At 65.2% G+C, this 18,156-nt stretch carries 12 protein-coding genes and 2 pseudogenes; 6 read left to right on the forward strand and 8 right to left on the reverse strand.

Going from position 1 to position 18,156, the window contains the following annotated elements; translation table 11 throughout:
- Positions 1–245 (reverse strand): DUF1153 domain-containing protein (locus EAH75_RS15735; protein ID WP_140651931.1); only part of this gene is annotated, 245 nt, incomplete at its 3' end.
- 56 nt (positions 246–301) lie between these two features.
- A pseudogene (locus EAH75_RS19970) lies at positions 302–1,044 on the reverse strand (IS3 family transposase); the annotation flags it as partial.
- 64 nt (positions 1,045–1,108) lie between these two features.
- Here EAH75_RS19970 and EAH75_RS20175 point away from each other — a divergent pair.
- Positions 1,109–1,396: pseudogene (locus EAH75_RS20175) on the forward strand (ribonuclease E inhibitor RraB); the annotation flags it as partial.
- A 124-nt stretch (positions 1,397–1,520) separates the two neighbouring features.
- Positions 1,521–2,075 carry a DUF1579 family protein gene (locus EAH75_RS15755; protein WP_161596311.1) on the forward strand — a complete coding sequence of 185 codons (555 nt, stop codon included), beginning with the start codon at positions 1,521–1,523 and terminating at the stop codon, positions 2,073–2,075.
- Between the two features lie 921 nt (positions 2,076–2,996).
- On the opposite strand, the gene EAH75_RS19655 is transcribed toward EAH75_RS15755, so the two are convergent.
- The 6 genes from EAH75_RS19655 to EAH75_RS15790 all read right to left on the reverse strand — a co-directional run bounded on the left by EAH75_RS19655 (position 2,997) and on the right by EAH75_RS15790 (position 10,506).
- Positions 2,997–3,242, reverse strand: a complete 246-nt coding sequence (locus EAH75_RS19655; RefSeq protein WP_161596312.1) for a hypothetical protein — start codon at positions 3,240–3,242, stop codon at positions 2,997–2,999.
- 21 nt (positions 3,243–3,263) lie between these two features.
- Complete coding sequence (locus EAH75_RS15770) at positions 3,264–5,552, reverse strand: xanthine dehydrogenase family protein molybdopterin-binding subunit (RefSeq protein WP_140806159.1); 2,289 nt, start codon at positions 5,550–5,552, stop codon at positions 3,264–3,266.
- Positions 5,549–6,085 carry a (2Fe-2S)-binding protein gene (locus EAH75_RS15775; RefSeq protein WP_140653135.1) on the reverse strand — a complete coding sequence of 179 codons (537 nt, stop codon included), beginning with the start codon at positions 6,083–6,085 and terminating at the stop codon, positions 5,549–5,551. Before EAH75_RS15775 ends, EAH75_RS15770 begins: the two co-directional genes overlap by 4 nt.
- A 51-nt stretch (positions 6,086–6,136) precedes the next feature.
- The gene (locus tag EAH75_RS15780) at positions 6,137–7,489 is read right to left on the reverse strand and encodes an APC family permease (protein WP_241668966.1); all 1,353 of its coding nucleotides are present in this window, start codon (positions 7,487–7,489) and stop codon (positions 6,137–6,139) included.
- Between the two features lie 36 nt (positions 7,490–7,525).
- A complete protein-coding gene (locus EAH75_RS15785) occupies positions 7,526–8,419 on the reverse strand; it encodes a PhzF family phenazine biosynthesis protein (RefSeq protein WP_140806162.1) in 894 nt (297 codons plus the stop codon).
- Positions 8,420–8,598: 179 nt separating this feature from the next.
- Complete coding sequence (locus tag EAH75_RS15790; protein WP_140806165.1) at positions 8,599–10,506, reverse strand: S53 family peptidase; 1,908 nt, start codon at positions 10,504–10,506, stop codon at positions 8,599–8,601.
- Between the two features lie 425 nt (positions 10,507–10,931).
- Here EAH75_RS15790 and EAH75_RS15795 point away from each other — a divergent pair, with 425 nt between their 5' ends.
- The 4 genes from EAH75_RS15795 (at position 10,932) to murD (ending at position 18,135) form a co-directional block, all read left to right on the forward strand.
- Positions 10,932–12,446, forward strand: a complete 1,515-nt coding sequence (locus tag EAH75_RS15795; RefSeq protein WP_140653141.1) for a fumarate hydratase — start codon at positions 10,932–10,934, stop codon at positions 12,444–12,446.
- A 191-nt stretch (positions 12,447–12,637) separates the two neighbouring features.
- Positions 12,638–15,253: a bifunctional aspartate kinase/diaminopimelate decarboxylase gene (locus tag EAH75_RS15800; protein WP_277752548.1), complete on the forward strand. Its 2,616-nt coding sequence runs from the start codon at positions 12,638–12,640 to the stop codon at positions 15,251–15,253.
- Positions 15,254–15,406: 153 nt separating this feature from the next.
- Complete coding sequence (murL, locus tag EAH75_RS15805) at positions 15,407–16,777, forward strand: UDP-N-acetyl-alpha-D-muramoyl-L-alanyl-L-glutamate epimerase (RefSeq protein WP_140806167.1); 1,371 nt, start codon at positions 15,407–15,409, stop codon at positions 16,775–16,777.
- Positions 16,777–18,135 carry a UDP-N-acetylmuramoyl-L-alanine--D-glutamate ligase gene (gene murD, locus EAH75_RS15810; protein WP_140806168.1) on the forward strand — a complete coding sequence of 453 codons (1,359 nt, stop codon included), beginning with the start codon at positions 16,777–16,779 and terminating at the stop codon, positions 18,133–18,135. Before murL ends, murD begins: the two co-directional genes overlap by 1 nt.
- The last annotated feature ends 21 nt before the right edge of the window (positions 18,136–18,156 follow it).

Consider the following 18,156-nt stretch of genomic DNA (forward strand, 5'->3'; position numbering starts at 1 on the left):
TAGGCTTCTTGCAGATCCTTCAGCTGCCGCTCGTACTGCTCGCGCACGTCCTCGGGCTTGGCACGAAGGGCGTTTTCCATGCCCCGCTTGCCATCCTCGACCCAGCTCTCGATCTCCGACGGCGGCAGGTCGAACTGACGACTCGCCTCCGATAGCGTGGTCTTGCCCTGGATAATTTCCAGCACCAGCGCCGACTTCCGTCGCGCTGTCCAGCGTTTGATCTCTTCGTCCATTACTGCGCTCATCTGTGTCTCCTCGGAAAGGTAACACCTGAGCAGGAATTCACTGGGTCATTACAACTGTAGAGATCGAGCACCGTGCAGAGATACAGCCAACCTTCGCCCGTGTGGATGCAGGTAATGTCGGTGACCCATTTGGTATTCGGTTCCAGCGCCACGAAGTCTCGCTCAAGGTGATTCCTCACATGATCGGGCCTGACGCCCGTTCGCTTGCTACGGAACGGCCGACGCTGCGGCACGCCAAACAATCCATGCCGGGCCATCAGTCGTGCCACTCGGTTAGGGCTGGCCGTCTCGCCGTCGTAGCCCAGTTCCTCATGCATGCGCGGCATACCCATGACGCCACCGCTGGCCTCGTGGTACTCGCGAATCCGTACCAGCAAGCGCTGGTTGTCGGCCTCGCGGAGGCTGGTGGGCCGTTTGCTCCAGGCGTGGAAGCCACTGGTCGATACCTGCAAGCATCGACACATCAGTTGGACAGGATAGAGACCGCGACAGCGTTGGATCGTCTGATACTTCAGCTCGATTCCTTGGCGAAGAACGCTGCCGCATCGCGCAAAAAATCTCTCTCCTTCTTCACCCGGGCCAGTTCGCGCTTGAGCGTGGCCATCTCTTGATCACGAGGCACGCCCGAGCCAGTGAAGGCCTTCGTCTTGGCTGTCTCCAGCTCGCGTCGCCAACGGCCCAGAACCCCGGCGCCCACGCCAATGTCGCGGGCTATCTGACTCACGTTGGCACCCGGCTGGCGGGTCAGGCCAACGGCCTCACGCTTGAACTCGTCGCTGAACTTTCTTCGCTTGGACATGACACTCCTTTTTGACCATGATCGGTCTTCTTGGAAGTGTCCGCGTTAACGGGGTAGAACCCTCGAGCAGTTGCGCCTCGCGGGCTCAAACCTCTCTAAGCCGCATCCAATAGACTTCTATCTCTACGCGCCGACCCAAGAGTCTGCCGAGCGCATTGCGGGTGTCCTTTCCCATCAGGGGTTCACAGTCAAAGTCGAGCACGCTGCAACTGGTTCGGAGTGGCTTGCTCTCGCCACCAAAAAGTTCGTTCCCACTTCCGCCGCACTCGCTAATCTTCGGCGCGATCTCACCGGTATCGCCTTGCGCGAACATGGCGACTACGATGGTTGGGAAGCTCCGATCGTCAAGTGACGGCAGCCTAACATCTCATTCGAGGCGGACGGCTTCGCCGCCGCTCAATTCCAGCGTTAGGCCCCGCACGGAGCACAGGGCGAGCGACAAGGCCGATCGCTTTCATTCAAACGGAGACACGCCCATGAATCGCACAAGCCTTACGATCCTCGCAGCACTGACATGTATGCCGGCGCCATTCGCCATCGGGCGGACGCAGACACAAAACGCAGATGGCCCGTCGCCATCCAGCCAAATCGAGACTTTCGTCGGCGATGCGATCTGCGCCGGCAAGTTCAGGGCGATGGACAAGGCCCCTGCCCACGCCGACACAGGCAAGTATCACGCCGAGAAAGCGCTCGATGGTCATTGGATTGTAGTCCACTACAGGCAAGACCAAACCGCAGGCAATCCGAATCCATTCGAAGTCGTGCAGTACTTCGGCTACGACCCCGCGAGCAAGCGCTACATCACGGTCATGGTCGGCAATGGCGCTGGCGTCCACAGCACCGGTTTCAGCTCGGGGTGGAAGGGCAACTCCATCACGTTCGACGAGGTGGAGTGGGCGCGCGGCAAATCTCATCATTCGCGGGAAACGTTCGCGACCGGGGATTCAGGCCTGTCGGGATATACCGCCTGGTTACGGGACAAGCAAGGCAAGTGGATCAAGGCGTATGAGGAAACCTGCCGCAAGGCATGACGTTTGGCATCGAGTCCAGAGCGGTGCATAACAACTCAATCCAGCGGACGCAAACCCGCTGCGCGGGTTCGTGCCGCTGATTTCGGGCGTTAGGCGGCACAGCAACCAGCGGCGCACTCCGATGAGCCAAGAACAGCATCCACCATCGCTGCATGGTTCCTGCCATTGCGGCTTAGTGCGCCTCACGCTGCCGGCAGCCCCCGACACGGCGACCAGTTGCAGCTGTTCACTATGTCGGCGCACAGGAGGAATATGGGCCTATTACGAACTTGGCTCGGTCTCTATCCAAGGCCATCCCGAGAATACGGAAAGCTACGTGTGGGGCGATCGAACCATGAGGAATGTTCGGTGCAAGAACTGCGGTATCGTCACCCATTGGGAGCCATTTGAACCCGCACCCTCCGCTCGCCACGGAGTGAACCTGCGGAATTTTGAACCCGCGCTCTTGGAGTCAGTTGTCATTAGGCGCTTCGATGGGGCAGACACTTGGAAATTCCTAGATTGAGCACTTTCCGCCTTTCGCATCAGGCGCTCGGAAGTTCACAGGTTCCGCCTAACAATTCCGTAAGAGACTTTCCGTCAACACCGCGCGCATGATGCTCTTGCCCTCAGCTTTCGGGCCACTGCTGGTCATCATGTTGTCCTCTTGTTTCGTGCTGCTTTGTCAGTGCTGCGCGGGATGCAACGATTGCCAGACTGCATTTCCGTAAACGGTCTTGTGGCACCGATGCTGCTGGTGCGGACCAGGGTATAACCGCGCCGGAAGACCTCATTCATCCAGCGGTGTCGTCAGTGTTCGGTACGGGTGTGCCGGCTTCGGCTTGCTTGAGCACGGCCAGGATCTGGCTGTCGGTGAATCGGGACTTTTCATGGAGCCTCCTCGGGAAAGACTGCGAGAGAGAATTCCACTTCTGGCGTCAGCTAACCTGCGGGGATTACCGAGCAACCGAGATTGCAGAGGCGGCCATCGTCAGCAGGTTCGGCACGGGTCCAGTCGACGGCAAGATTCAAGCGCACATCGTTGCCGTCGAACGGTAGCGACTCGACCTGCTCGATCAAGGTGCGTGGCAATGGGCGCGGCGGCTTCAACGCCGTGCTGGACGCCATCGTGCTGGCGAGCCCATATTTCTGCGGCTGCGGCTGATGGCGGGTGCGTGACGAGGGCACGTCTGCGGCAGCCGCCCGGCGTTACAGCATGCGCAGCAATTCCTTCATCAGCGGCAGTCGGCGCACGCGCACGGCACTGGCGCGGAATACCGCATTGGCCAGCGCGGGGGCGGCGGTCGGCATGGCGAGGAAGCTGGCGCCGGCGGGTGGGCGGTCGTCGTCGGGCACGATGATGACTTCGACCGCGTTCGGCAGCTGCGCCATGCTGGCCAGCGGGTAATCCTTGTAGCCGTGCTGCTGGATCTGGCCGTCCTTGAAGGTGATGGCGAGATTCAGTGCAGTGGATAGCGCATCGAGCGTAGCGCCGGCGAGCTGGCCTTCCAGGCCCAGCGGATTGATCACACGACCTACATCGACGGCGCAGACGACGCGCTGGATGATCAGCTTCTCGCCCTGCATCGCCACCTCGATCGCGTGCGCCACATAGGCCCCTTCGACGTGCCAGCAGGCGATGCCCAGGCCGTTGACGGTGCGCAACCAGTTCTTCCAGTCGATCCGGTCGGCAACCAGCTTGAGCACGTTGGCCAGCCGGCCGGTATCCATCGTGCCGCCGCTGCTCAGCGGCACTTCGCGCGGGTCGCCGAGTACGCGCAGGTGGGTGACCAGCGGGTCCTCCTTCATGCTGTGCGCGATCTCGTCGATGAAGCTTTCCACCGCAAATGCGTTGCTCAGGTGCGGCATGCCGCGGGCAGGGCCACGCGGCGTCGCCGAATCCAGCGCGTACCAATCGCTGCGATAGTTTGGCACCAGCGCGGCGGGCAACTGGTCGGCCTGCAGCTCGGACGTCCACAACCGGTTATCGGGCACGTTGCGATGCGCCAGTGCCGAGGCGCTGGCCGTGCGTTGCTTCCAGCCGAGCAGTTGGCGTTTGCGGTCGATGGTCACGCTGAGCTGATGCACGCTGCCGGAGCGGTAGTAGTCGTGGCCAAGATCCTGCTCGCGCGTCCACAGCAGGCGCACCGGCTTGTCGACGGCCTGGGCCAGCATCACGGCTTCGGCCACGTAATCGTGATCGAGCCGGCGGCCATAACCGCCGCCGATGCGGGGTACCTTGATGTCGATCTGGGCGGGGGTGAGGCCGGTCAGGCGTTGCACCACGGCCCAGGCTTTTTGTGGTGCCTGGGTCGGCACGACGAGGCTGGCGTGATCCTTGTCCAGCCGCACCAGGCAATTCATCGGCTCGGCGGTGGCGTGGGCCAGCCATGGCTGGAAGTATGTGGCATCCAGCCGGCGCGCGGCCTTCTTGCCTGCGGCGTCGACGTCGCCGTCGTTGCGCACGCGGGTGGTCGGGTCGGTCTTGCCAGCGAGCAGGGCGCTGGCCTGCTGCTCCAGTGCGTAGCTGCTCTCGCTGCCGCTGGCACCGGGTTTCCATTCGAGCTTGAGCTTCTGGCGGCCTTGCAGTGCCGACCAGGTGTCCTCGGCGAGTACGGCCACGGCCGGCGCGATCACCGTATTGCCCCAGGCCTGGCCTGGTTCGGGTTTCAGCTGCACCACCTTCACCACGCCCTTGACTGCGAGCGTGGCCGTGCTGTCGATATGCGCCAGCGTGCCGTCTGCCCATGGGCAGTGCACCAGCACGGCGACCAGGGCATCCGCGTAGTGCTCGTCGGTGGCGTACCGGGTGAGGCCGGTCACGATGCTGCGCGCGTCGATATCGCCCACCGGCTTGCCGATCAGGTGATAGTCCGCAGGCTTCTTCAGCGGCGGCACGCTGGTGGGCAGGGCGATCTTGCTGGCGTCCGCCGCCAGCTCGCCATAGGTAAAGCGGCGGCCGTCCCGCGCGATCACCATGCCTGCATCGCAACGCAGTTGGTCGCCCGGCACGCCGAGGCGTCGTGCCGCTGCCTGCAACAGCAGCCAGCGTGCCACCGCACCGACCTGGCGCAGGTCGTTCCAGGCCGCGGGAATCGAGCCGCCGATGCCGCCGATCTGGCGCCCGTACGTCCAGCGCGGCTGGCCGTTGTTGCTGGTCACGCCGAGGCCGAGCGGTACCACGCTGACGCGCGTCCAGTCGGCATCGAGTTCGTCGGCAATGATCCGCGGCAGCGCCGTGGCCACGCCGGTGCCGGTGTCCGGATCGCGCGCGCCGATCAGCACGTTGCCCTCGGCATTGATGCGCACGTACGCGCCGAGGTCGTGGAAGTTGTCGCCGAGCAGGGCCGGCGGCAGCGGCGCATCGGCGGCGTCAGCCATGCGGATGCCGACCACCAGCGCGCCGGCGGTGCCGGCCATGACCTGCAGGAAGCGACGGCGCGAAAGCCGGATGCTGTTGCCGCAGCTATCGTCAGGCGTGACGAGATCGTTGCTCATGCCTTGCCCGCCTTGCCGGCGGCCACGCGCTTGATCGCGCGGCGCACGCGGGTCTGGCAGCCGCAGCGACATAGATTGGGCAGCCGGTCGATATCGTCGTCGCCGGGATGCGGCTTGCGCCGGAGCAGTTCGACCGCGGCAATCAGCCAGCCGGGCGTGCAGTAGCCGCAGCCGATGGCATCCTCGTCGATGAAGGCCTGCTGCACCGGATGCAGCGTGCCGTCGTTGCCGGCCAGACCTTCCACCGTGACGACCTGCGCGCCAGCCAGCCTGGCGAGCGGCTGGGCGATCGCGGAAACCGCCTTGCCATCGAGCAGCACCAGATCGGCGCCATTGTCGCCGTGCTCGCCGCCGTACTTGGTGCCGGTCAGCCGGAGCACATCTCGCAGGTACCACAGCAGCGGCATCTGCGGATCACCGGTGTGGCGGTAGTGCTCGCCATTGATCTGCAGGTCGATGCCATCGCGTACCTTCTCCGGCACGATGCCGCTGTCCGGGTTGGTCGGCAGGGCCTGGGCTTGCACGGGCGCCATCCATCATCTCCTCGAGTTCTGTCCGCACATTGTGGCATTGCTGGCGCCGGCTTAGGGGCGTGCGCGATTGAACAGGCGCCGCCAGACCACGTACACCGGCACGCCCGCGGCCATGATCAGCGTAACGATGCCGGCATTGCGCGGGTTGTCGCGCGCCGTCATCACCACCACCCATGCCACGCTGCCGATAAACAGCACCGGCAGCCACGGGTAGCCGGGCACCTTGAAGCTCGCCGTGGCGCCATCGCGGCGGCGATACCAGAACAGTGTGGCGACGCCGACCGCGCAGGCCAGCCAGTCGCCGAACGTGGCGTAATCCAGCAATTGTCCGTAATCGACCAACAGCGCCAGTACGATCGCCCAGCCGGACAGCAACAGCAACGCGGTATTCGGCGTGCGATAGCGCGGATGCAACCGTGCCACTGCGCGGAAGAACAGCCCGTCCTCGCCCATCACCTGCAGCACTCGCGCGCCGGCGACCAGGGTGATATTGCAGAAGCCCAGCGTGGAAATTGCGACACCCAGCGCGATCACTTTGGCGCCGAGCGGGCCGAACACCTGCTGCATCACGTCGGCTGCCGGTGCGTGGCTGGCGGCGAGGCCGGCATGGCCGAGCACGGCCAGATAGGCCACGTTGACCAGCGCGTAGGCGACGATCACCAGCAGCATGCCGAGCGCCAGCGCGCGTGGCAGTGTGCGTTGCGGATCGCGCACCTCACCGGCCAGGTTGTTGAGATAGGTGAAGCCGGAATACGCGAACAGCACCGGCAACGCCGCACCGATGAAACCGACCCCGCTGCGCGTCGGATCGACAGCCAGCACCTGGCCGTGGCCGGCACCGGCTAAGAACAGTCCGCACACCACCAGCGCCGCCACCGCCAGCAGCTTGAGCAGGGCGAACAGGTTCTGGATCTGCGCGCCGAGCCGCAGGCCGAACAGGTTGATGCCGCTGACGAACACCAATGCACCGACCGTCAACGGCAGCGCCATCGACGGCGGCAGGCTGAACATCGCCGACGCATAGCTGGCGAAGATAGTGGCCACCGCAGCGCTGGAACCGGAATAGATCACCAGCAACATGGTCCAGCCGAACAGGAACCCGGCCAGTGGCCCGAATGCCTCGCGCAGATACACATACGTGCCGCCGGCACGCGGCCGACGTGCACCGAGCTCGGCGTAACACAGCGCGCCGATCAAGGTGAGCACACCGGCGCCGACCCACATCAGCAGCAGCACCAGCCCCGATTCGGTGCGCTGCGCGGCGATGCCCGGGTTGAGGAAGATACCGCCGCCAATGATGCCGCCGACCACTACCAGGGCGGCATCCCAGGGGCGCAGGCTGCGCACATAGCCTGGCTGGTTGTCGTTCATGCGGTGGGTCACCAAGGGCGGGAGGCGCAGCATGGCGGGCGTCGTGCGTGCGGGCAAGCCTGTCGTGCTTCAGCCCAGGCGAAACTCGCCGCGGATACCCATGGCGCAGGCGCCGCCGATGCTGATGGCGCCGGTCGTCGCATCGCGCAGCACCTCGACGTAGCCGTCGCGACCCACCTCGCGTCCCTGGCTCGCGCGATAGCGCAGGCCGTAACCGGAGGGATCGCCGGCCTCAGCCAGGAAGGCCATGATCGCGGCATTCGCACTGCCGGTGACGGGATCTTCGGGAATGCCATCGGCCGGACAGAATGCGCGCACGGCCATCGCCGCATCGCCCCTCGCATCGCTTGTGGACTCGCGGCCGAACACACTGATGCCGACCGCGCCGGTGGCCTGGCTGAGCGCGGCGATCAGTGCCAGATCAGGCTGCAACTGGCGCACGTCCGCGGCGCTGTGCAGGTCGCAGACGAGCCAGAGCGGCCCGTTGTCGACCAGCCGCATCCGGGCTTGCGCGAGATCGAGGTGCAGGGCCTCGGCCAACTGGGCACCTTCGTGTGCGTCGACAGTCTGCAGGCGGGCGGGTGGCGCCTGCACATGGATGATCCGTTCGCTGCCGCGACCCTCGACGCGCACGGGCAACAGCCCGGCAGCGCACTCCTGCACCAGGTCGAACTTGCCGGGCGGCACCAGCGCGGATTCAATCGCGGCATACGCGCTGCCCACGCTGGGGTGGCCGGCGAATGGCAGCTCCTGACGCGGGGTGAAGATGCGTACGCGGTAGTCCGCGTCGGTGCGGGTCGGCGGCAGCAGGAAGGTGGTTTCGGACAGGTTGGTCCAGCGCGCGAATGCCTGCATCGTGGCGTCGTCCAGGCCGTCGCCGTCGATCACCACGGCCAGCGCGTTGCCGAGCAGCGGCAGGCGGGAGAATACATCGAGCTGCATGAAACGGCGGGTGCGGGACATGGCAATTCCGGCTGGGCAATCGCCTGACGATGCCACCCGCAAGCGCCCGTCACAAGTGGGGTGCGCCCGGCCCGCGCGCGCACGGTGGGTTGCCGCAAGCGGAGGTTTCGAGGCACCAGCAAGCAGGAAGCCGACGCCTTGCGGCGTCGGCTTCCCGTGCAGCGCGCCCGCAAGGGCGGTCAGAACACGCTGAGGAACACGGCCAGATTGCTCACGTTGAGCGTGCCGATGCCGGCGCCCGGCTCGTATCCGTACTTGCCGGCGTAGAACCAGTTGTCGCCCGAGCGGATGTCACTGAAGGCCGAGAACGGGCCATAGCCGAAGATGTTCTGCAACGCGTAGACCTGTGGATTCCAGAAGCCCACGCGGCCGTGGGTCGACTGCCTCAGCAGGGCGCTGATGCCGTTGAGTTGCGGCGCGACGAAACTGGTGCCACCGGAGAATGTCAGCAGGCCCGGCCCATCCAGCGACGAGACGAGGCTGTAGCCGGTTTCCGGATCGGCATTCAGCGAAACGTCCGGTTCGTTGCGGCCGCGGTAGTTCGCCGGCAGCGTGTAGTTGATGCCGAACTGCGGGAAAAGCAGGGTCTGATTCTTCTCGCTCTTGCGGATGCCGCCGGTGAATTTCTGATAGCGCGGCACCGGCCAGAACACGCTCACGCCGCCGCCGCCGCCGACCGAGAACACCTGATCGGTGATATCCACGCCGAAATTGGTCTGGAAATAGTTGGAGATGTAATCCCAGCCCCAGACGCCTTCCTTGGTGAGCGACGCCGTCGGGCCACCGCTGAAGCTGTAGGAGAACGGCACGGTGGTGCCGCCCGCGGTGGTGATGAACGGATCGGATCCCGGGGCGTCGGCGGTGAGCGGTGGCGGCACGGGGTCGGTGAGCAAGCCGCCGAGTGAGCGCACCGTGTCGTAGGCGCCCGAATCACCCGAGGTCGCGAACATCGAGATGCCCTGCGCGGCCGCCTCCAGGAAGACCTGGTGGAACGCGCGCAGTTCGTCGGTGAAATCGACGCCGCCGTTGAGCTGCGGGAAGTAGAAGATCTCCGGTGAGCCCCAGCTTACCGACAGGCTGTCGACCTGGTTGTCGGACACGGCCTGGTTAAACACGTCGAAGAAACCGGCATCGGTATTCGGTGCGTCATACACGATGATGTTCGCCCACGGCGCCACGCCGCCGGACTGCTCGACATCAAGCGACGTCTCGCCCGAGCCAGCCGGACCGCTGAGCGGTCCGCCGCCGTCCACGTGTACCTGGGTGATCCGGTTGGGTTTCACGGGCAGGCCGATCGCGCTCCAGTAGGCGTATGCATCGGCGGGAATGAAGTTCGCCAGGGTGGCGATGCCGATGGTCGAACCCTTGCCGTTCACGCCGACCCGGTACAGCGGGTTGATGTTGTAGCGATTGGCCACGTCACCCACGGTGAACTCGCCGGGTGTGCAGGTCGCGGTGGGGTTGCCGGTGCACGCCGGTGTGGCAGGTGCTGCGCCCTTGGCCAGGGCATTGGCGCTGGGCCCCTGCTGCGGCGGCAGGATCGCCTTGACGTGGTGCGAGTGATAACGCGCCTCGCTGCTCAGGCCCGAGGCCACCACCAGGGTGCCGGAAAGCGCCGCAGGAACGGTGGGCGTGGCATTCGGTTGATGGAAGGTCGTTCCATCGCTGTTCCGGTAATCATGGATCGAGGTATGGAAGGCTGCGTTGAATTGTCCGATCGTGCCGCTGACCTTGATGGCCAGATGGTTCGGCAGAAGCTCGGCCTGAGAGAGCCCCTGCTGCTTCAGGAATGCCTGGACCCTGGCGATCTCGCCAGCGGTGGCGCCGTAGCGGTCGGCAAATTCCGCGGTGGTGAGAAAACGGTGGAACGCGGGATTGCCGCGGGTGACCGTGCTGTAGATATATCGTTCGAGCGCGTCCTGATTGTGCAGCCCGAGTACCAGCGTGACGTTCACCGTCTGGCCTGGATTGCTTGCGCCAAGATCGGCCGGGGCCGAACCATCGGCAGCGAAGCCGACCGTGGCGTAGCCGCAAAGCAGCAGTGCCAGGGAAGTCGCGAGCGACTTGCGATGCAAGTTCTTGAGCATGTCTGTTTCTCCAAGGATAGAAGCGGTCGCCACTTGCGGACACCGGCATCACGACGTGATGCCTCGTCTCGTGGCAAACCACGGGCCATGAATCGAGTCGATCCCCAACACCCAGTCACGGCCCCTGAAGACACTCCGCGCTGGTCGGGCAAGCCTAGACCTGTATGCGCGATCTTGGAAGTACTGGATCGAACGAAATTATGTGGCAACACCCACCCGGCACACCGACGCCAGGGGCACTGGCGGGCAACCATGGCATCGCTGGCCAGGGCGCGCCGCCGGATCACGATGCCCGCGGCATGGGGCCGCACGAATCAGCTTTCGGGTGGCGGCCCGATTTGCGGCACAATAAAAGGGTTGTGCGTCGTGGACAGCCGTTCGCTGGCGCCTGAATCCCCCGAATCGAAGCCGCCTCTCCAGACCCCATGACCATCATCAAGCAAGCCGACCTGATCCAGTCCGTTGCCGACGCGTTGCAATACATCAGCTATTACCACCCGGTCGATTACATCAAGGGCCTCGCCGCCGCCTACGAGCGCGAGGAAAGCGCCGCCGCGAAAGATGCGATGGCGCAAATCCTGATCAACTCGCGGATGGCCGCCGAAGGCCACCGGCCGCTGTGCCAGGACACCGGCATCGTCACCGTGTTCCTCAAGGTCGGCATGGGCGTGCAGTGGGATGCCACGATGTCGCTGGAGGACATGGTCAACGAGGGCGTGCGCCGTGCCTACAACGATCCGGACAACAAGCTGCGCGCCAGCATCCTGGCCGACCCGGCCGGCAAGCGCGTCAACACGAAAGACAACACGCCGGCGATCATCAACGTCTCGATCGTGCCGGGCGACAAGCTCGACGTGATCGTGGCGGCCAAGGGTGGCGGTTCGGAGGCGAAATCGAAATTCGCCATGCTCAACCCGTCCGATTCGATCGTGGACTGGGTATTGAAGACCGTGCCCACGATGGGCGCCGGCTGGTGTCCGCCGGGCATGCTCGGCATCGGCATCGGCGGCACCGCCGAAAAGGCGATGCTGATGGCGAAGGAAGCGCTGATGGAGCCGATCGACATCCAGGAGCTGATCGCGCGCGGCCCCGCCAATCGCGCCGAGGAACTGCGCATCGAACTGTTTGACAAGGTCAACGCGCTGGGCATCGGCGCGCAGGGCCTGGGCGGACTCACCACCGTGCTCGACATCAAGATCAAGGATTACCCGACCCACGCGGCCAACCTGCCGGTGGCGCTGATCCCCAATTGCGCGGCCACGCGCCACGCACATTTCACCCTGGACGGCAGCGGCCCGGTGATGCTCGATCCACCGTCGCTGGAAGACTGGCCCAAGCTCACCTACGACGCCTCGAAAGGCCGTCGGGTGAATCTCGATACCGTGACCAAGGGCGACGTGGCCAGCTGGAAGCCGGGCGAGACGCTGCTGCTCAACGGCAAGTTGCTGACCGGTCGCGACGCCGCGCACAAGCGCATGGTCGAGATGTTGAACAAGGGCGAGCCGCTGCCGGTCGATTTCAGGGGACGCTTCATCTACTACGTCGGCCCGGTCGATCCGGTGCGTGACGAGGTGGTCGGCCCGGCCGGCCCCACCACCGCCACGCGGATGGACAAGTTCACCGAACAGGTGCTTGCCGAAACCGGCCTGCTCGGCATGGTCGGCAAGGCCGAGCGCGGTCCGGCCGCGATCGAGGCGATCAAGAAACACCGTTCGGTTTATCTGATGGCGGTCGGCGGCGCGGCGTACCTGGTGGCCAAGGCGATCAAGGCGTCGCGCGTGGTCGGCTTTGCCGATCTGGGCATGGAGGCGATCTACGAGTTCACCGTGCAGGACATGCCGGTGACCGTGGCCGTCGATTCGCTGGGCAGCTCGGTGCATCAGACCGGTCCACGCGAATGGCAGGCAAGGATCGGAAAGATCCCCGTCTTTGTTCAATAACGATATGCGCGAAGCGCACGCCATTGCCTCCTCTCCCCCTGGGAGAGGAGTGAGGTGAGGGTGCGGTGCTTGCGAGAAATGTTTTAGAAGTCTAAACGTCCAAACATGAAATCCGGCAAGACCATTGCAATTGTTTTGCCGCAGCGCAACACTGGTGCGACGTTTTTCCCAGCCATCCATAGCGAATACCCGTGAACCCGCCGACCCTCGCACCGTTGTCCGAAGACGCCCCCTGGATCGTAATGAAGTTCGGCGGCACCAGCGTGGCTACGCTGCCGCGCTGGCAGAACATCCTGGAGCTGGTGGCCAGCCGCCGCGCCGAAGGTGCCCGCGTGCTGGTGGTGGTCTCCGCGCTGTCCGGTATCACCGACGCGCTCAAGCAGCTGTGCAGACATGGCGATCACGGCCAGCGTGTGGAAGCGGCCAAGGCCATCGTGCAGCGGCACTACGAGCTGCTCGAGCACATGCAGCTGGCGCTGCCGGACACGCTGAACGATCGGCTCGGAGATCTGTCCAGGCTGGCCGACGATGGTGCCACGGCGCTGGGCGAACTGGCATGGCAGGCGCAGGTGCAAGCGCACGGCGAGCTGATGTCCAGCGCGCTGGGTGCGGCATTCCTCAGCCACAGCGGGCTGCCCACGCACTGGCTGGATGCGCGCGAGTGCCTGGCTGCGGTCGCGCTGCCGAACCAGAACGAACGCACCCGGCTGCTGTCGGCCATGGTCGAGGCGAAACCCGACCCCGCCTTGAACGCACGACTCGCCGCGCTCGGCGAGGTATTCATCACGCAAGGGTTCATCGCCCGCGAAAGCAAAGGCCGCACGGTGCTGCTGGGCCGCGGCGGCTCCGATACCTCGGCCGCGTATTTCGGCGCGCTGTTGAAGGCGCAGCGGGTGGAGATCTGGACCGACGTGGCCGGCATGTTCACCGCCAACCCGCGCCAGGTGCCCGGCGCGCGCCTGCTGCAGCGGCTGGACTACGAGGAGGCGCAGGAAATCGCCTCCACCGGCGCCAAGGTGCTGCATCCGCGTTGCCTGTCGCCGTTGCGTGAACCGCGCGTGCCGCTGCTGATCAAGGACACCAACCGGCCGGAACTCGATGGCACCGTGATCGGTCCCGAGATTCGCGCGCACGCGCCCAGCGTCAAGGCGATCAGCGCGCGCAAGGGCATCACCCTGGTGTCGATGGAGTCGGTCGGCATGTGGCAGCAGGTCGGTTTCCTCGCCGATGTGTTCGCGCATTTCAAACAGCACGGGCTATCCGTGGATCTGATCGGCTCGGCCGAGACCAACGTCACGGTGTCGCTCGACCCCACCGAGAACCTGCTCGACTCCGACGCGATCGCCGCGCTGGCCACCGATCTTGCGAAGGTGTGCCGGGTCAAGGTGATCGCGCCGTGCGCGGCGATCACCCTGGTCGGCCGCGGCATGCGCTCGCTGCTGCACACGCTGTCCGGCGTGCTGGCCGAGTTCGGCCAGTTGCGCGTGCACATGATTTCGCAATCGTCGAACAACTTGAACCTCACCTTCGTGGTGGACGAGGAAGTGGTCGATGCGCTGCTGCCGCACCTGCATGATTTGCTGATCGCCGCCGGTGCGTTACGCACTGACGACAGCGCGTTGTTCGGTCCGAGCTGGCAGACGCTGTACGGCACGGGCGAAGCGCCTGGTGCGGTCGCCGCGTGGTGGCGCGACGCGCAGCGGCAACAGCTGCTGGAGCTGGCGGCCGAGACCACGCCGCGCTACGTCTACCACCTGCCCACGGTACGCCAGCAGGCGCGCGCGCTGAAGTCGCTGGCTGCGGTGGATCGGCTGCACTACGCGGTGAAGGCGAATACCCATCCGGCGATCCTGCACGTACTGGCGGCAGAAGGCTTCGCGTTCGAATGCGTCTCGCCGGGCGAGCTGAAAGCGGTTGGTGCGATCGTGCCGGAAGCTACGCCATTGCTGTTCACGCCGAACTTCGCGCCGCGCGAAGACTACGTTTACGCGCTGGGCACCCGCGCCACCATCACGCTCGACGCGCTGCACCCGTTGAAGCACTGGGGCGAGCTGTTCCGCGGTCGCGAGATCGTGCTGCGGATGGATCTGGGCCGTGGCCTGGGCCATCACGAAAAGGTGCGCACGGGCGGTAGCGGCAGCAAGTTCGGCCTGCCACTGGACCAGCTGGCCGCATTCCTGCAACTGGCCGATGCGCATGGCGCCACGGTGCGCGGCCTGCATGCCCATCTGGGTTCGGGCGTGCTCGATGCCAGCCATTGGGGCGAGGTATATGTGCAACTGGCCAGCCTGGCCGAACGCATCGGAAGCGTGGCGTTCCTCAATATCGGCGGTGGCCTCGGCGTGCCGTCGCATCCGGGCGAGGCGCCGCTGGACATGGTCGAACTCGACCGGGTGCTGCGCGAGGTCAAGGCCGCCTATCCGCAATATCAGTTGTGGATGGAGCCGGGTCGTTACCTGGTCGCCGACGCCGGCGTGTTGCTGGCGCGCGCGACCCAGCAGAAAGACAAGGGCGCGTTCAGCTATCTCGGCATCGACACCGGCATGAACAGCCTGATCCGTCCCGCGCTGTACGACGCCTGGCACGAGATCGTCAACCTGAGCCGGCTGGACGAACCAGCCACCGCGCTGTATCAGGTGGTCGGCCCGATCTGCGAGAGTGGCGATGTGCTGGGTACCGACCGCCGTCTGCCCGAGGCGCAGGAGGGCGACGTGATCCTGATCGCGCAGGCAGGTGCCTACGGCAAGGTGATGTCGTCGCATTACAACCTGCGCGACGAGGCCGACGAAGTGGTGATCGACGCCTGATCCGGAGCTCGCCTGTTCAAGGGTGCGGGCGCGGTGAAAATCACGGGATCGTCGTCTGACCCGCCATTTGGCCGCAGAAAGCCATCGAACCGGCACCGCTCGAAGCTAGAATCAGCCTGTTCGCTCCCGATGAAGCGGGCGATGGAGAAAGATGTGAGCAACACGATCCAACCCCGCCTGACCCAGGTATTCCGATTCGTGCGTTGCAACTACACCGACGGCGTGGCCGAGCTGGTGTATGCCTTCGACGATGATGACGAGCTGATCGAGCGGATCCGCTTTCCGAATGCGCCGGCAGTGCCGGTCGCGCGCGTGGCGGCCTTCGACGCCGCGCTGAAACTGCTGCACCTGATCGCCGGCATCAGCTACTACAAGGCCGGTGTGCCACCGCAGATCGAGGTGGCCGACGGCCCGCTGGACGACGCGACCGCCGAGCTGCTCGATGCGCTGTACCTGCACGGACTGGCCGAGTTCGCCTATCGCAACGGATTGGATCTGCGTGGGCGGATTGCCTTTCCGCGCCATGATGCGGAAACGACGACAAGCTCGCGTGATGCTGCGGCGCCCGCGGTGGGCATGTTGAACCTGCGCAAGCGCACGCTGGTGCCGATCGGCGGCGGCAAGGATTCGCTGGTCGCGGTGGAGGCGATCAAGGCAATCGGCGGCGAGGCGACCGCGGTGTGGGTTGGCAATTCCGCGCTGATCGCGGCCTGCGCCGAGCGCACCGGCCTGCCCATGTTGAACATCCAGCGCGAGCTGGCGCCGGGTCTGTTCGAGTTGAACCGACTGGGTGCGTGGAATGGACACATCCCGGTGACCGCGGTGAACTCGGCGATCCTCGCCGTGGCCGCGGTCCTGTATGGCTACGACTCCATCGCGTTCGCCAACGAACGCTCCGCCTCGGCCGCGACGCTGGAGTACGACGGCCAGCAGGTGAACCACCAGTGGAGCAAGAGCTACGCGTTCGAGCAGCTGCTCGGCAACTGGCTGCACACGCATGTCGCCAGTGACCTGGATTACTGCTCGCTGCTGCGGCCTTACTCGGAGCTGTCGATCACCCGCGCGTTCGCGAAGCTGACGTCGTACTTCGACGTGTTCTCCAGCTGCAACCGCAACTTCAGGTTGCTCGGCCCGAAGCCGGCCGATCGCTGGTGCGGACAATGCCCGAAATGCCACTTCGTGTTTCTCGCGCTGGCGCCGTTCCTGCCCAAGCCGCGGCTCCTGTCGATCTTCGGCCGCAACCTGCTGGACGACGAGAGTCAGGCCGCCGGTTTCGACGCACTGCTGGAATATCAGGACCACAAACCGTTCGAATGCGTGGGCGAGGGTGCCGAAGCGCGCGCCGCGATGTACGCCTTGAGCCAGCGGCCGGAGTGGCAGGAGGACGCGCTGGTCGCACGCTTCCGCAGCGAGATCCTGCCGCAGCTGGATGCATCGTTGCTGGCGCTGGAGCCGTGGCTGGAGCCATCACCCGAGCAGCGCGTGCCGGTCCGATTGCAACCCGCGTTGAAGACGATCGGCTGATGCACATTGCCGATTTGCGCGATCGTCGCGTCGCGGTCTGGGGCTTCGGTCGCGAGGGTCGTGCTGCGATCCGCGCACTACGTCAGCGTTGCGCGGATCAGCGCTTCACTTTGTTCTGCAGTGCGGTCGAAGTCGATGCTGCTCGCGCGTTCGATGCGACGCTTGATGTCGTTGCCGGCGAACCGGACGCCGCCACGCTGGGCCAGGTCGATGTCGTGGTGAAATCGCCGGGCATCTCGGCGTACAAGCCGGCCTTGCTGGCCGCAGCAGCGCAGGGCACCCGTTTCACGTCGGGCACGGCGCTGTGGTTTGGCGAGAATCCTGACGCTCGCGTGATCGCGGTCACCGGCACCAAGGGCAAGAGCACCACCAGCGCCCTCATTGCGCATCTGGCGCGCGCCCTCGGCGTGCGTACGGCGCTGGCCGGCAATATCGGCCTGCCGCTGCTGGAACTGCTCGACCAGCGTGCCGAACTGTGGGTGATCGAGCTGTCCAGCTTCCAGACCGGCGAAGCCGGTCCGCTGGAACTCGGCGTGATCACCAGCCTGTACGAGGAACATCTGGACTGGCATGGTTCGCGCGAGCGATACGTCAGCGACAAGCTGCGCCTGGCTGATGTTTCGAGACGGTTGCTCGTCAATGCGCTGCAGCCGGCATTGCTGGAACGCACGCAGGATCATCCGCAGCGGCTGCTGTTCGGCCAGCCGAAGGGCTGGCATGTCAGTGACGGCTTCATCTGCCGCGGTGCGCAGGCAGTTTTCCCGATCGGGCAACTGGCTGCACCGGGCCTGCACAACGCACTCAATGCCTGCGCTGCGCTCGCTGCGCTGGAAGCCATCGACATGGATGCGCTGGCTGCTGCACCTTCGCTGGCCCGCTTCCGCCCGCTGCCGCATCGCCTGCAGCCGCTGGGCGAGCGTGAAGGCTTCGACTGGGTCAACGACTCGATCAGCACTACGCCGCTGGCCACACTGGCCGCGCTGGAAAGCCTGCATGGCCGCGCCGTCACCGTTCTGGTCGGCGGCCACGACCGCGGGCTGGACTGGACGCCGTTCGTGGATGCCATGCGCAGCGCGCCGCCGAACGCGATCATCTGCATGGGCAGCAACGGCGCGCGCATCGAAGCCGCATTGCGCGCGATTGAAGTGCGTTGCCCGATGGTGCGGGTCGACGATCTTGCAAGCGCCGTCACCGGGGCAAGAACACGCACGCCACGGGACGGCGTGATCCTGTTGTCACCCGGTGCACCCAGTTTCGATCAGTTCAAGGACTATGCCGAGCGCGGTCGCCGCTTCGCGGCACTGGCCGGATTCGATGCGGCAACGATCACTGGGATCGACGGCCTGGGCATCGGTTGATATGAAACAAAAAGGGCCGTG

Origin of the sequence: Rhodanobacter glycinis (assembly GCF_006438785.1) — a bacterium.
In the GTDB taxonomy this organism is placed as follows: Bacteria; Pseudomonadota; Gammaproteobacteria; order Xanthomonadales; family Rhodanobacteraceae; genus Rhodanobacter; species Rhodanobacter glycinis_A.